This is a genomic window from Streptomyces sp. NPDC049879 (assembly GCF_044461265.1).
Classification (GTDB): domain Bacteria; phylum Actinomycetota; class Actinomycetes; order Streptomycetales; family Streptomycetaceae; genus Streptomyces.
Genome location: NZ_JBITKT010000004.1, coordinates 50,070 through 64,526 on the forward strand (window position 1 = coordinate 50,070; position 14,457 = coordinate 64,526).

Below are 14,457 nucleotides of genomic sequence, written 5' to 3' on the forward strand. Positions count from 1 at the left end.
GCCACCCCCACCCCTCCCCGACCGCCGGTGGGGCCGTGCCGTCCCGTTCACGCGTTCCGGGGGGCGCGGCGGGTGGTGTGACGGAGTCGTCTGTATGTGGGGGCGGTGTGTGGGGGACAGTAGGGGCAGCGTGCAGTGTCGCCCGTGAGGAGTGTTGATGTCCGAGATGGCCGGTTCGCCGGTTGCTGGTCCGGCTGGGGGTGACTTCGCCCTTGCCGACGGGTTTCCCGAGGTGGGGCGGGAGGAGTGGCGGGGGCTCGTCGCGGGTGTGCTGCGGAAGGCCGGGCGGCCGGTGGACGGTGACGGGGGTGCCGCCGTCGAGGACGCGCTGGCCACCCGGCTGGCGGACGGCATCGTGACGCGTCCCCTGTACGCGGCGGACGACGCGCCGTCGGGCCCGACCGGCTTCCCCGGGGCGGCGCCGTACGTGCGCGGTGCACGGCCCGCGGGCACGGTCGGCGGGTGGGACGTGCGGCAGCGGCACGCCGACCCCGATCCCGCGCGGACCAACGACGCGGTGCTCACCGACCTGGAGAACGGCGCGACCTCCCTGTGGCTGGTGACGGGCGAGGGCGGGCTGCCGCTCGCCGGGCTGCCCGCCGCGCTGGATGGTGTACTCCTCGACCTGGCGCCGGTGGTGCTCGAACCCGGCCCCGACTTCGAGCCGGCCGCCCGGCTGCTGCTGGACGTGGCGGAGGAACGCGGCGTGGGAGCCGCCGCGCTGCGCGGCGGGTTCGGCGCGGATCCGCTGGGGCTCGTGGCGCGTACCGGGGACGCCGGGGACCTGGCGGGGCGGTTGCGTGCGGCGGCGGGGCTGGCCGTCCGTACGCACCGGGACCTGCCCGGCATGTGGGCGGTGTCGGTGGACGCGCTGCCGTACCACGAGGCGGGCGGCTCGGACGCGCAGGAACTGGGCTGCGCGCTGGCGACGGGCGTGGCGTACCTGCGGGAGCTGACCGCGAGCGGGCTGCCGGTGGACGCGGCGCTGGGGCAGCTGGAGTTCCGGTACGCGGCGGGCGCCGACCAGTTCCTGACGATCGCGAAGCTGCGGGCGGCGCGGCGGATGTGGGCGCGCGTCGCGGAGGTGTCGGGCGCGGGTGCGGCGGCGGGCGCGCAGCGGCAGCACGCGGTGACGTCGCGGGTGATGATGACGCGCCGCGACCCGTGGGTGAACATGCTGCGGACCACGGTCGCCGCGCTGGGCGCGGGCGTGGGGGGCGCGGAGTCGGTGACGGTGCTGCCGTTCGACGAGGCGCTGGGGCTGTCCGACGCGTTCGCCCGCAGGATCGCGCGGAACACGTCGTCGGTGCTGGTGTCGGAGTCGCACCTCGGGCGCGTGATCGACCCGGCGGGGGGCTCGTGGTACGTGGAGCGGCTGACGGACGATCTGGCGCGGGCCGCGTGGGCATGGTTCCAGGAGCTGGAGCATGCCGGGGGCCAGGCGGAGGCGCTGCGGTCGGGTCTGGTGGCAGACAGGATCGCCGCCGAGTGGGAGCGCCGCTCGCGGCTGCTGGCGACGCGGCGGGAACCGGTGACGGGCGTGAGCGAGTTCGCGGACGTGTCGGAGGCGCCGGTGGTGCGGCCCCCCGCGCCGCGGCCGCCGGGCGGCGGGCTGCCGCGCGTGCGGCGGGACGAGGCGTACGAGGCGCTGCGGGCCCGTGCGGACGCGCGGGAGGCGGCGACGGGCGTGCGGCCCAGGGTGTTCCTGGCGGCGCTCGGCCCGGCGGCGGCGCACTCGGCGCGCGCGTCGTTCGCGGCGAACGTGTTCCAGGCGGCGGGTGTCGTGCCGGTGCACGAGCCGGTGTCGGTGGACGCGGCGACGGCGGGCGCGGCGTTCGCGGCGAGCGGCGCGGAGGTGGCGTGCCTGTGCGGCAGCGACGCGCTGTACGACGAGCGGGCGGTGGGGGTGGCCGAGGCGCTGCGGGCGGCCGGTGCGGGGCGGGTCCTGCTGGCGGGGCGGCCAGGGGAGCGGGAGGCGGAGCTGCGGGCGGCGGGCGTGGACGGCTTTGTCTACGCGGGTTGTGACGTGGTGGCGTTCCTCGCGTCCGTCCTCGACACGACGGGACGCGAAGAGGGACTCGAAGGAAGGAGAGAGGCGTGATGGCGGGCATCCCCGATTTCTCGGACGTCGGTCTCGGCGAGGGTGCCGGCGCGGGCCCGTCACCGGCCGGCGAGGAGCGGTGGCGCGCGGCGGTCAAGGAGACGACCGGCCACGGCCCCGACGACCTGGTGTGGGAGACGCCCGAGGGCATCGCGGTCAAGCCGCTGTACACGGCGGACGACCTCGCGGGCCTCGACTTCCTCGGGACCTGGCCCGGCATCGCGCCGTACCTGCGCGGCCCGTACCCGACGATGTACGTCAACCAGCCGTGGACCGTGCGGCAGTACGCGGGGTTCTCGACGGCCGAGGAGTCGAACGCGTTCTACCGCCGCAACCTGGCGGCCGGGCAGAAGGGCCTGTCCGTCGCCTTCGACCTGCCGACGCACCGCGGCTACGACAGCGACCACCCACGCGTCACCGGCGACGTCGGCATGGCGGGCGTGGCGATCGACTCGATCCTCGACATGCGGCAGCTCTTCGACGGCATCCCGCTCGACCGCATGACCGTCTCGATGACGATGAACGGCGCGGTGCTGCCCGTGCTGGCGCTGTACATCGTCGCCGCCGAGGAGCAGGGCGTGCCGCCGGAGAAGCTGGCGGGGACCATCCAGAACGACATCCTCAAGGAGTTCATGGTCCGCAACACGTACATCTACCCGCCGCGGCCGTCGATGCGGATCATCTCGGACATCTTCGCGTTCACCTCGCAGCGGATGCCGCGCTACAACTCGATCTCCATCTCCGGCTACCACATCCAGGAGGCGGGCGCGACGGCCGACCTGGAGCTGGCGTACACGCTCGCCGACGGCGTCGAGTACCTGCGGGCGGGGCAGGAAGCGGGCCTGGCGGTGGACGCGTTCGCGCCGCGGCTGTCGTTCTTCTGGGCGATCGGCATGAACTTCTTCATGGAGATCGCGAAGCTGCGCGCCGCCCGGCTGCTGTGGGCGCGGCTGGTGCGGGACTTCGGCCCGGAGAATCCCAAGTCGCTGAGTCTGCGCACCCATTCGCAGACCTCCGGGTGGTCGCTGACGGCGCAGGACGTGTTCAACAACGTGACGCGCACCTGCGTCGAGGCCATGGCCGCCACGCAGGGCCACACCCAGTCGCTGCACACCAACGCGCTGGACGAGGCGCTGGCGCTGCCGACGGACTTCTCGGCGCGCATCGCCCGCAACACGCAGCTGTTCCTCCAGCAGGAGTCGGGCACCACGCGCGTGATCGACCCGTGGGGCGGCAGCGCGTACGTCGAGCGGCTGACGCACGACCTGGCGCGCCGCGCGTGGCGGCACATCGAGGAGGTCGAGGCGGCCGGTGGCATGGCGCGGGCGATCGACGCGGGCATCCCGAAGCTGCGGGTGGAGGAGGCGGCGGCCCGTACGCAGGCGCGGATCGACTCGGGGCGGCAGCCGGTGATCGGCGTCAACCTGTACCGCGTGGCGGACGACCAGCCGATCGAGGTCCGTGCGGTGGACAACTCGGCCGTGCGCGCCCGGCAGGTCGCGAAGCTGCGGCGGCTGCGGGACGAGCGGGACGAGGCCGTCTGCCGGGACCGGCTGCGGGCGCTGACCGCCGGGGCGGCCGGGGACGGGAACCTCCTCGCGCTCGCCGTGGACGCGGCCCGCGCGCAGGCGACGGTCGGGGAGATCTCGGACGCCCTTGAGCAGGTCTTCGGGCGGCACTCGGGGCAGATCCGTACGATCTCGGGTGTGTACCGCGAGGAGGCCGGCGGCTCGCCGGGGGTGGAGCGCACGCGCGCGCTGGTCGCCGCGTTCGAGGAGGCGGAGGGGCGCAGGCCGCGCATCCTCGTCGCGAAGATGGGGCAGGACGGGCACGACCGGGGGCAGAAGGTGATCGCGTCGGCGTTCGCCGACCTGGGGTTCGACGTGGACGTGGGCCCGCTGTTCCAGACGCCTGAGGAGGTGGCGCGGCAGGCCGTCGAGGCGGACGCGCACATCGTCGGCGTCTCGTCGCTGGCGGCCGGGCACCTGACGCTGGTCCCGGCGCTGCGGGAGCAGCTGGCGCTGGCCGGGCGGGAGGACGTCATGGTCGTCGTCGGCGGGGTGATCCCGCCGCAGGACGTGGCGGCGCTGCGGGAGGCGGGCGCCGCGGCCGTCTTCCCGCCGGGCACGGTGATCCCGGACGCGGCGTACGAGCTGGTGGCCGCGCTGGCGGCGGATCTCGGCCACGCGCTGTGAGCCCGGCGAGGCCGATCGACGCGGACGCGCTGGCCGAGGGCGTGCTCGCCGGGTCGCGGGCGCAGGTGGCGCGGGCGATCACGCTGGTCGAGTCGCGGCGGGACGACCACCGGCGGCTCGCGCAGCGGCTGCTGCTCGGCCTGCTGCCGCACGCGGGACGGGCGCGGCGGGTGGGGATCAGCGGGGTGCCGGGAGTCGGCAAGTCGACGTTCATCGACGCGCTCGGGACGCTGCTGACCGGCCGGGGGCACCGGGTCGCGGTGCTGGCGGTCGATCCGTCGTCGTCCCGTACGGGCGGGTCGATCCTCGGGGACAAGACGCGGATGGAGCGGCTCGCGGTCGATCCGGCGGCGTTCGTCCGGCCCTCGCCCGCGGCGGGGACGCTGGGCGGGGTGGCGCGGGCGACGCGTGAGTCGATCGTGGTGATGGAGGCGGCCGGGTACGACGTGGTGCTGGTCGAGACGGTCGGCGTCGGGCAGTCGGAGACGGCGGTGGCGGGGATGGTCGACTCGTTCCTGCTGCTGACGCTCGCGAGGACCGGGGACCAGTTGCAGGGCATCAAGAAGGGTGTGCTGGAGCTGGCGGACGTGATCGCGGTGAACAAGGCGGACGGGCCGCACGAGCGTGACGCCCGCCGTGCCGCCCGTGAACTGGCCGGTGCGCTGCGGATGATGGGCCCTGCGGACGACGGGGCGTGGACGCCGCCCGTCCTGACGTGCAGCGCGCGGGAGGGCGGGGGGCTCGCGGAGGTGTGGGAGCGGGTCGAGGCGCACCGGGCGGCGCTCGACGCGGCGGGGGGTCTCGCGGCGAAGCGGCGGGACCAGCAGGTCGAGTGGACGTGGGCGATGGTGACGGAGCATCTGCTGACGAGCCTGCGCCGCGACCCGGAGGTGCGGCGCCTGGCGCCGCTGCTCGAACAGCAGGTACGTGACGGCGCGCTCACCGCGACGCTGGCGGCGGAGCGGCTGATCGCCGCCTTCCGGCCGGAGGGGGACGCCGGGGCGTAGGCGCGGCGGCCGGAAGGCGGGAGGAGGACGGGCGGGGTCAGAGCGCCTTGACCGTGCCGCCGTCGATGAGGTGGTCGGCGCCCGTGATGTTCCCGGCGACGCCGGACAGCAGGAAGACGATCAGGGCCGCCACCTCCTCGGGCTCGGTGATGCGGCCCGTGGTGATGCCGAACGCGTCGGGTATGCCGTGGAGGAAGGCGGCGTGGTCGACACCGGCCGCGGCGGCGACCTTGCCGCCGAAGCCGTCCGGTTCGTCCCAGATGGCGGTGCGGACGGCGCCGGGCGAGACGGTGTTGACGCGGACGCCGCGCGGCCCGAACTCCTCGGCCAGGGACTTCCCCAGCGCGGTGAGGGCCGCCTTGGCCGTGCTGTAGGCGACGGGACCGGCGGCGGGCAGCCGGGAGTTGATGGACGAGACGTTGACGATCGAGCCGCGGCGTTCGATCAGGCTGGGCAGGGCCGCGCGGGTGGCGCGGACGGCGCTGAGCAGGTTGAGGTCGAAGACGCGGGTCCACTGCTCGTCGTCGGTGCCGAGGAAGCCGCCGAGCCGGACGTCGTCCCCGGCGCCGACGTTGTTCACCAGCAGGTCGACGCCGCCCAGTTCGGTGAGGGCGGCGTCCATGAAGCCGGCGACGCCTCCGGCGGTGCTCAGGTCGGCGGACACCGCGTACGCGCCCGTCTCCTTCAGTTCCGGGGTGACGGTGCGGGCGGCCCCGGCGACGCGGACGCCCTCGGCGGTGAGGGCCCGTACGGTGGCCAGGCCGATGCCGCGGCCGGCTCCGGTGACGACGGCGGTCTTGGCGGAAAGATCGAGGTTCACGGTGTGCTCCACGGTGGTGCGGGAAATATTCTTGAATCAGAGGTACAGAATGTGGGCGCGGAAGATCCTGGCCCACGGCCGGGGACGTGTCAGGACTGCCAGGGAGCCGTCAGAGGGAGTCGAGGAGCCCGTCGACCAGGCGCATGAGCCGGTCGGGGCCCTCGGCGACCCGCGCCAGGAGCCGCATGCCGACCATCGCGCCGAGGATCAGGCTCGCCAGCGCCGCCGGGTCGCGTTCCGGCGCGATCTCCCCCGAGCGCTGCCCCTCCTCGATCAGCGCGCGGAAGGCGTCCTCCGTGCGGTCGAGCATGCGCTGGACGAGCCCGGTCGCCTCCTCGTCGACCCCCGCCAGTTCCGACGCCGCCTTCACGGCCATACAGCCCCGGCGGTCCGGATCGGCGAGGTCCGTCTCGGCGAGCAGCAGCAGCGCGTCGCGCAGCCGCTCCTTCACCGGGCCCGGCTCCTCCAGGATCCCGATCAGGACGACCGCCTGGCTGTCGCGGTAGCGGCGCAGCGCCCGCTCGAAGAGGGCGTGCTTGCTGCCGAAGGCGTTGTAGAGGCTGCCCTTGCCGATGCCGAGGGCGTCGACGAGGTCCTGCGGCGTGGTGGCCGCGTACCCCTTGCGCCAGAACACCTGCATCGCCTGTTCGACGGCGGTGTCCGGATCGAACTCCTTGGGTCGTCCCATGGGCAGGACACTACGCCCTTCTTGACCTGGAGGTCAAGAATCGCTCGCCGGACCCGTCCCGCCCGTGGCGGAGGGGCGCCACCCGGGTCGGGTGGCGCCCCTCGGAGTACCTCAGGCGGGCCGGTGCGGGCCCGGCCTACGGGTAGTTGGCGACGTACTGGACCTGGTTGGCCAGGTTCGCCGTTCCCCCTGTGTCGTTGATGACGCGGTTGATCGTGCCGACGCCGCCGAGCGACACGGACACGAGCCCGTGGAACCGCACGCCCGGTTTGTTGGGCACTTCGAAGCTGCGCGCCGCCGTGACGGACGGGTTGGCGTTGAAGAAGCAGTAGCTCCCGACGCCCCACGCCTCGTGCGTGTTCACGGAGTCGGCGACCTTGTAGGCCGCGTACCCCTGGGTGGAACCGTTCATCCAGGCGGCCTGGTTGGGCGGGTCGTACGGCATCTCGTTCTGGTAGAAGTACGTCCTGCCGCGCTCGCCGTTCCAGATCGTCTGGTACTTCTGGTAGTGCTCGACGAACAGGCCGTACATCGTGACGTCGTCGCCGTTCACGATCAGGCCCTGGTCGGCCGTGTTGGTGTTCCAGCCGATCCCCGCGCCGTGGTCGCCGCGCCACAGCCACAGGTGGTCGCCGATGACGTCGTCGCTGTTGACGGTGAGGCTCGTCGTCGCCCGGCCCGCGTGCGCGCCGCCGATGCGGAAGTACACGTCGTGCAGCGACGTCGGGTTGGCCGAGTGGTCGGCCGACGAGCCGGGCGGGCCCAGCTCCATCAGGTTGGGCGAGTTGTTCGGGCCCGCGTCGATGAACAGGCCGGCGATCTTCACGCCGTCCACGTCGGCGACCGAGACGGCCGTCGCGCCGGTGTCGGGGACGAGGGTGGCGAGGCCCAGGCCGAGGACGACCGTGTTCGGGTTCGTGACGCGGATGGTGTCCGACAGGTGGTGGATGCCGGGCGTGAACAGGAGGTGCTTGTTCTGCGCCAGCGCGGCGTTGATCGTCGCGGTGGACGTGCCGGGCTGGACCACGAAGAAGTCGGCCAGGGAGATGGAGGAGCCGGGCGCGTTGCCGTTCGCCCAGCTGGTGCCGACCGCGTTGCGCCGGACGGCGGGGACGAAGACGTTGTACTCGCCCGAGCCGTTGACGTACAGGAACGGCTTCTCCCGCACGACCGGCGTCTGGCCGACGACCGTGTGCGAGGGGTTCGGGAAGTTCTGCCCCGGGGTGCCGGTCGAGCCGACGAACACCATGTTCCACACCGAGCCGGTCCAGGAGCCCAGCTCGCTGTTGCGGGTCAGCCACTGCTGCTGCGAGCCGGACTGCACGAAGCCGTCGATCTTGGTGTCCGCGAACAGGCCGCCGCTCGCCCAGCCGTCGCCGCCGTTCCACAGCTGCGTGCCGATGCCGCGCAGGTGCATGCGGCGGTACGGGGCGGCCTGCGAGACGGCCCAGCGCTCGACCTGGTTGGCGGGCAGGGTGACGGAGAAGTTCTCCGCGCCGCGCCAGAAGTTCTGCGTGGCGTTGCCGAGGTTGTTCGGGTTGTCGCCCTGCTGGAGCCAGTCGGCCTCGACGCGGACGTGCCCGTTGATGTTGACGTCGTCCGGGTTCAGGCCGAGGCCGGCGATCTGGGTGTAGAAGCCGACCGGGACGTCCAGGTTGTAGTTGCCCGGCTTGAAGAGGAACGCGTGGCGCTGCTCGCCGAACTGGTTGGTGTGCTGCTGGTTGTAGACGGTGTTGATGCGGCTCTGGATCGTGGACGCGGGCGTGGACGGGTCGTACACGTACACGTTCGGGCCCAGGTTGGGGTTGCGCGGGTCGGTCGGCGGGACGGTCGGGCCGCTGCCGCCGTCCACGGTGCCGTAGACCTGGAACTCCCAGAGCGAGTAGCCGTACCCGGTGGCGCGCTGGGTGCCGTAGACGCGGACGTAGCGGCCGGTGCCGGTGACGTTCAGGGTCTCGATGCCGCCGGTCCCGGCGGTGGTGGTGTGGACGGTGGTCCAGCTGGAACCGTTGGCGGAGACCTCGACGCGGTAGGCGCGCCCGTACGCCGCCTCCCAGTTGAGGACGACCTGGCTGAGCGTCGCGGTGCTGCCGAGGTCCACCTGTATCCACTGCGGGTCGCTGAACGCGCTGGCCCAGCGGGTCCCGGTGTTGCCGTCCACGGCGGCCGAGGCGGGCGTGCCGCCGTTCTCCGTGGACGAGGCGGTGACGGTCTTGCCCTGGGAGAGCAGGGTGGGCGCGGCCTCGGCCGTGGTGGCGGGGGCGACGAGCAGCCCGGCCGCGACCAGCAGGACGGCCCACAGCATGGCGGCCCGTGAGCGCCGCCAGCTCGGTCGGTATCTGCCCGGTGGATGTGCCGAAAGGGATGTCATGGCGTCTCCTGGTGGGGGGCGGAAGCGGGTGAACACAGGGAGAGAGCGCTCTCTCAGGCCATCGCCAGGAGTGTTGTTGCGGCTCCGTTTCGTGTCAAGGAGCTGAACGGACCGGAACCGCGCGGCAGTCGGCGCTCCGGACGTTCAGCCTGGTGAACGCGTTCCGGATCTCGGGTGGGCCCGTTCAAGACGTGGACACGTCAGGTCTAGACCTGAACGATGGGACCCCCAGCGACGCCCCCCCACCGACGGAGGTTGGTCCCTTGGACAGGCGACAGCTCCTCACCACCGCCGCGCTCATCGCGGCGGCACCCGCCGTTCCGCTCGTCACGGCGGCCCCCGCACACGCCGCGCCCTCCCCCACGCTGCCGTCCCGCGCGGCGATCGTGTCCGTGCTGCGCCGCGTGGCGGACCACTGGATCGGCGCGCACACCGACCCGGGCGACAACCGCTGGGCGCGCGCGACGTTCTTCAGCGGCCTGACGACCCTGCACCGGCTCACCGGCGAGCCCCGCTACCTCGCGTACGCGCGCCGCTGGGCGGAGCGGCACGCGTACGGGCTCAACGGCGGCGTGACCACCCGTCACGCCGACAACCACAACGCGGGCCAGGCGTACCTCGACCTGTACGAGGCCGAGCCGGACCCGGCGAAGATCGCCGCCATCGAGGATTCGCTCCGGCGCATGGTCTACACCGACCGGCCGCAGAAGAACGACGACTGGTGGTGGGACGACGCCCTGCACATGGCGATGCCGCCCTTCGCCCGCATCGGGCGGCTGCGCGGCGACACGCGCTTCTGGGACAAGCTGTACTCCCTCTACCAGCACACCAAGCGCGTCCAGGGCGGGCCAGGTCTGTACGCCCCCTCGCAGGGCGGCCTGTGGTACCGCGACGACCGGTTCCTGCCCGGCGGCATCCTCTCGCCGAACGGGCGGCCCGTGCTGTGGTCGCGCGGCAACGGCTGGGTGGCGGCGGGGCACGTGAAGACGCTCAAGACGCTGCCCGCGACCGCCGCGCACGTCCAGGAGTACCGCGACACGCTGGCACAACTGGTCCGCGCGCTGCGGCCGGTGCAGCGCGCGGACGGCTTCTGGAACGTCAACCTGGCCGACCCCGCGCACCTGCCGGGTCCCGAGACGAGCGGCACGGCGTTCTTCGCGTACGGGACGGGGTACGCCGTGGCGGCGGGCCTCGTGGACCGCGCGACCTACCTGCCGGTGGCGGCGCGGGCGTGGAACGGGCTGGTGGCCACGGCGGTCCACCCGGACGGCTTCCTCGGCTACGTGCAGAACGTGGGCGACCGCCCGGAGTCCAGCCAGCCCGTCACGTACGAGAGCACGGCCGACTTCGGCGTCGGCGCGTTCCTCCTGGCGGGCACGGAACTGGCGGCGCTCACCTCCTGACCACCCGCCCCGGCACACCGCGCCCCCTGCGTCAGGCGGTGGGGGCGCGGTGTGCGCGCGTGAGGGCGGCCAGGACGCCGACGCACAGGACGGCGGTGACGGTCGCGAACCATTGGACGGCGGTCAGGAGTCCTGAGGCCGTCGCCAGGAAGCCGACGCCGATGACCGGCATGCCGCAGCCCGCGTAGAGGATCACGTAGAACCCGGAGATCACCCCGGCGCGGCGGTCGGGCGGCGCGGCCTGGTTGACAGCGGTGAGGCCGCCGAGGAACGTGAGCCCCTGCCCGGTGCCGCCGATCACGGTCGCGGCGAGCAGCAGCGCCAGGGAGGACGCGCCGCCCGCGAGCGCCAGCAGGAGCAGCCCGGCCGCGAGGAGCGGCAGGCCCGCCAGTTCGAGTGTCCTGGCCGCCCGTCCGTGGCCCGCGAGCTGGGCGAGGGCGGAGCACAGCAGCAGGAGCGCGACGGACGCGCCCGCGAGGAGGAGGTTGCCGCTGCCGGAGAGCGTCGCCACGTAGGTGGGCACGAGGGTGAGGAACAGCCCGGTCAGGGCGAACGCGAGGAAGCCCGCCGCCCCGCTGGAGGCGAAGGTGGCGCGCAGCGCCGGGGGGATGCCGGGGCGGGCGGTCGCGCCGGGGGCCGCGCGGGGGATCACCGGCAGAGCGGCGACGGCCAGGGCGGCGGGGACGAGCAGGCCGATCTCGGCCGCGAACGGGAGGACGTCCGGGGCGGGCGCGTACTCGGCGAGCAGTCCGCCGAGCAGCGGCCCGAGGCCGAGGCCGCCGACCGAGACGACGGTGGACACCAGGGCGGCCCTGCGGCGGTCACCGCGCGGTTCCAGCTCGGTGAGGGCGGCGGACAACGGGCCGGAGGCGGCGCCGAGCGCGATGCCCTGGAGGACGCGGGCGGCGAACAGCCAGGTGACGTCCGTGGCCAGGGCGAAGGCCAGCGCCCCGAGCGCCGCGAACCCCACGGCCGACAGCAGCAGCCGGCGGCGGCCGAGGGCGCGCAGGAGCCGGGAGGACAGCAGCAGGGACGGGATGAGGACGGCCATGTAGGCGGAGAAGACGAGCGTGACGACGAGGGGCGAGAAGCCGAAGTCGTCCTGGTAGCCGCGGTAGAGGGGCGTGGGGATGTTGGTGCCGATGAGCAGGATGAGCAGCGTGTACGCCGCGCCCCAGAACCTGGCCGCCGTCGGGACGGGGGCGGTCCCGGCGGGCCGTGCGTACGGGGGGCCGGTGCGCGCGTGCGCGCCGGTGGGCCGGTCAGGGGACATGCGTTCCTCCGCACTGCGACATGTTCGGGAAGAGCGAACATAACAGATGTTCGGAAGATACGAACATACTTTGCTAGGCTCGGCGCCATGGCCAGCCGCACCGCCACCGCGCTCACCCATCCGGACCGCTCCGCCATGCGGTTCACCACCGTGCTCGCCGCCCTGAGCGATCCGGTGCGGCTGGCGATCGTCGCCGGACTCGCCGACGCGGGCCCCGGCGGCGAGCGGGCGTGCACGACGTTCCGGCTGCCGGTCAGCAAGTCCACGCAGAGCGGCCACTTCAGGGTCCTGCGGGAGGCGGGCGTCATCCGGCAGCGGGACGAGGGCACGCGCCGCCTGAACCGGCTGCGCCGCGAGGACCTCGACGCGCTCTTCCCCGGCCTGCTCGACCTCGCCGTCCCGCACGGGCGCGAGGTGCGGGCCGCGTGGGCGGCGGAAGGGGAGGACTGACCGGGGCGGCGGCGCCTCAGGCCGGTTCGAGCACGCCCTCGATGCCGCGCTCGGCCCGCACGAAGGCGGGGAACTCGCCCGGTCCGCAGACGACCTCGCGCCAGCCGGGCCCGCGCTGCGGCGCGCCGCCGAGCAGCGGCAGCCACTCCCCCTCCGGCACCCACACGTTCCTGCGTCCGCCCGGTTCGAGGACGGGCGCGACGAGGATGTCGGGCCCCAGCAGGTACTGGAGGTCGGCGTCGCGCGCGGCCCGGTCGCCCGGGTAGGCGAGCGGCATCGGGCGCATCAGCGGCAGCCCGTCCGCCGACCGGACCAGGTAGCGGCGCATGCGGTGCCGCAGGCGGCACGCGGCGATGGCGGCCGACCTGGCGGGCTCGGGGTAGGCGGTCGGCTCGCGCCTGCCCACGCCGTGGAAGCGCATGATGGGCGTGAACGCGGCCAACTGCGCCCAGCGCCCGTACAGTTCCGGCTCGACGTCGGCGAAGACCCCGTCCGGCGTCATGTGTGCGCGCAGCACGGCCGCCCGTTCGTACGCGGCGGGCGTCCAGAAGCCGCCCCCGTCGTGGCTGACGGCCGAGCAGCCGCTGAGGGACATCGACAGCACGGCACGCAGCGTCGAGACGAGGCCGCTCCACGTGGAGGGCAGGTCCCCGGCCCAGTGCGCCGCGTCGCGCTGCGAGCCCGCCGTGCCCGAGCGGGCGACGGGCACGAAGTCGCCGCCCCGGGCGCGCAGTCCGGCCTCGCGGACGGCCCGCTGGTAGAGGAGGCCGTAGCTGTTGCGGCGCTCGGTGCCGCGCGTGCCGTCGGCGAAGACGGCCTCGTCGGGGATCTCCTCGCCGAAGTCGGCGAGGACGGCCGAGTTGCCCTCCTCGCGCAGGACGGCAGCGAGGCGCTCGACCCACCACTCGTGGGCGTCCGGGTTGGTGAAGTCCACCGGCAGCGAGTCGGGGTTGTCTGCGGTGGCGGCGGGGCGGCCGTGGATGTCGTGCACGAGGAAGCCGCGGCGCGCCGCCTCGTCGGCCACGGGCGTGCCGCGCTTCAGGTACGGGTTGATCCACAGGCTGGCGCGGACGCCCCGGTCGGTGAGGGCGCCGGTCCAGCCCGCCGGGAAGCGGGCGCGGTCGGGCGGCGCGGTCCAGGCGGCGTCGGTGAGGACGTTCTCGTCGAGCCACTCGTCGACGTGGACGACGTCCACCGGGCAGTCGGCCGCCCGCAGTTCGTCCACGGTCCGCACGACCTCGTCGGCGGTGAAGTAGGACGACCGGCTCATCCACACGCCGTACGCCCACTCGGGCATGTCGAGGGAGTGACCGGTGAGCGTGAGGTAGCGGCTCAGGACGGTCGGCGCGTCGCCGAGGATGAGGAAGAGGTCCAGCTCGTCGCCGCGCACCTCGATGCGGGCGGCCTCCGAGTGCGTGGCGCCGAGGTCGGCGGCGACGGGCCCGCCGGTGTTCGCGAACATCCCCCAGCCCGCGTCCGACCACAGGAACGGGATGTTCAGGTACGCGGAGTCACGCCCGGCCGCGCGGTCCTCCTCGACATTGCGCAGGCTGCGGCGGCGGCCGCGCAGGTTGATGCCCTGGTAGCTCTCGCCGCCGCCGTAGACGCCCGCGTCCGGCGCGAGGTGGATCGTCTCCACCCACCCGGCGGGCTTGCCCAGCTCCGGTTCGAGATACCCGGCGCGGAACGGCACGGTCGCGCCCTCGTGCTCGGAGAAGCGCGTGTAGGGACCGAAGCGCAGCCCCTGCGGCGCCGCCTGCTGGGGCGGCAGCTCCCCGGTCGTGCCCTCGTCCCACTCCGCGCGGACGCCGGGCCCGGTGATTACGGTGCCGCCCGGCACGCGGCGCAGCTCCGCCGGGTGGTGCGGCAGGTCCGTCAGCATCGGGGACGCGCCCCGCGGCCCGGGGTCGGCGCCGGTCGGGCTGACCAGCCGCAGCCGCAGCACGCCCGGCAGCGGCACGGTGCAGGAGAAGCGCACCGAACGGCCCGAGGCGAGGGTGACCCGGAGGAATTCGCGGTCGGCGGCCGGTTCCGCCGCGACGTAGGGGTCCGTGCGTGGCGTCATCGGCGGCGAGTACCCGGGGCGCGGGGTGCGTAACGGGTCCGCCGCGTCGCCGAGGGCGCGCGCGGCGGGCGGACGCGCACGTCA

General features: G+C 74.0%; 10 protein-coding genes. 5 read left to right on the forward strand and 5 right to left on the reverse strand.

What is annotated here, in order from left to right; genetic code table 11:
* Positions 1 to 157: 157 nt before the first annotated feature.
* Genes ACIBPC_RS15060 through meaB form a run of 3 tightly spaced genes read left to right on the forward strand, consistent with a single transcriptional unit; the run spans position 158 to position 5,303 of the window.
* Positions 158 to 2,101, forward strand: coding sequence for a methylmalonyl-CoA mutase family protein (locus tag ACIBPC_RS15060; RefSeq protein ID WP_398844492.1), 1,944 nt, complete (start codon positions 158 to 160; stop codon positions 2,099 to 2,101).
* Positions 2,101 to 4,296 carry a methylmalonyl-CoA mutase gene (scpA, locus tag ACIBPC_RS15065; RefSeq protein WP_398844494.1) on the forward strand — a complete coding sequence of 732 codons (2,196 nt, stop codon included), beginning with the start codon at positions 2,101 to 2,103 and terminating at the stop codon, positions 4,294 to 4,296. Before ACIBPC_RS15060 ends, scpA begins: the two co-directional genes overlap by 1 nt.
* Positions 4,293 to 5,303, forward strand: coding sequence for a methylmalonyl Co-A mutase-associated GTPase MeaB (gene meaB / locus ACIBPC_RS15070; protein WP_398844496.1), 1,011 nt, complete (start codon positions 4,293 to 4,295; stop codon positions 5,301 to 5,303). The genes scpA and meaB overlap by 4 nt, the downstream gene beginning before the upstream one ends.
* 37 nt (positions 5,304 to 5,340) lie before the next feature.
* Here the strand turns inward: meaB and ACIBPC_RS15075 are convergent, their stop codons facing one another.
* The 3 genes from ACIBPC_RS15075 to ACIBPC_RS15085 all read right to left on the reverse strand — a co-directional run bounded on the left by ACIBPC_RS15075 (position 5,341) and on the right by ACIBPC_RS15085 (position 9,116).
* Positions 5,341 to 6,123, reverse strand: a complete 783-nt coding sequence (locus ACIBPC_RS15075; protein WP_398844498.1) for an oxidoreductase — start codon at positions 6,121 to 6,123, stop codon at positions 5,341 to 5,343.
* A gap of 109 nt (positions 6,124 to 6,232) precedes the next feature.
* On the reverse strand, positions 6,233 to 6,811 hold the full coding sequence (locus ACIBPC_RS15080; RefSeq protein ID WP_362962325.1) for a TetR/AcrR family transcriptional regulator: 579 nt from the start codon (positions 6,809 to 6,811) through the stop codon (positions 6,233 to 6,235).
* A gap of 136 nt (positions 6,812 to 6,947) precedes the next feature.
* Positions 6,948 to 9,116 (reverse strand): discoidin domain-containing protein, encoded by a 2,169-nt coding sequence (locus ACIBPC_RS15085; protein ID WP_398844500.1) that lies wholly within the window; start codon positions 9,114 to 9,116, stop codon positions 6,948 to 6,950.
* A gap of 329 nt (positions 9,117 to 9,445) precedes the next feature.
* Here ACIBPC_RS15085 and ACIBPC_RS15090 point away from each other — a divergent pair, with 329 nt between their 5' ends.
* A complete protein-coding gene (locus tag ACIBPC_RS15090; RefSeq protein WP_362962329.1) occupies positions 9,446 to 10,585 on the forward strand; it encodes a glycoside hydrolase family 88 protein in 1,140 nt (379 codons plus the stop codon).
* A gap of 31 nt (positions 10,586 to 10,616) precedes the next feature.
* Here the strand turns inward: ACIBPC_RS15090 and ACIBPC_RS15095 are convergent, their stop codons facing one another.
* Positions 10,617 to 11,858, reverse strand: coding sequence for an MFS transporter (locus ACIBPC_RS15095; RefSeq protein ID WP_398844504.1), 1,242 nt, complete (start codon positions 11,856 to 11,858; stop codon positions 10,617 to 10,619).
* An 87-nt stretch (positions 11,859 to 11,945) separates the two neighbouring features.
* Here ACIBPC_RS15095 and ACIBPC_RS15100 point away from each other — a divergent pair, with 87 nt between their 5' ends.
* Positions 11,946 to 12,308, forward strand: a complete 363-nt coding sequence (locus ACIBPC_RS15100) for an ArsR family transcriptional regulator (RefSeq protein ID WP_362962333.1) — start codon at positions 11,946 to 11,948, stop codon at positions 12,306 to 12,308.
* Positions 12,309 to 12,324: 16 nt separating this feature from the next.
* Here the strand turns inward: ACIBPC_RS15100 and ACIBPC_RS15105 are convergent, their stop codons facing one another.
* Entirely contained in the window at positions 12,325 to 14,373 is a 2,049-nt protein-coding gene (locus tag ACIBPC_RS15105) for a glycoside hydrolase family 31 protein (RefSeq protein ID WP_398844507.1), read from the reverse strand.
* Between the last annotated feature and the right edge of the window lie 84 nt (positions 14,374 to 14,457).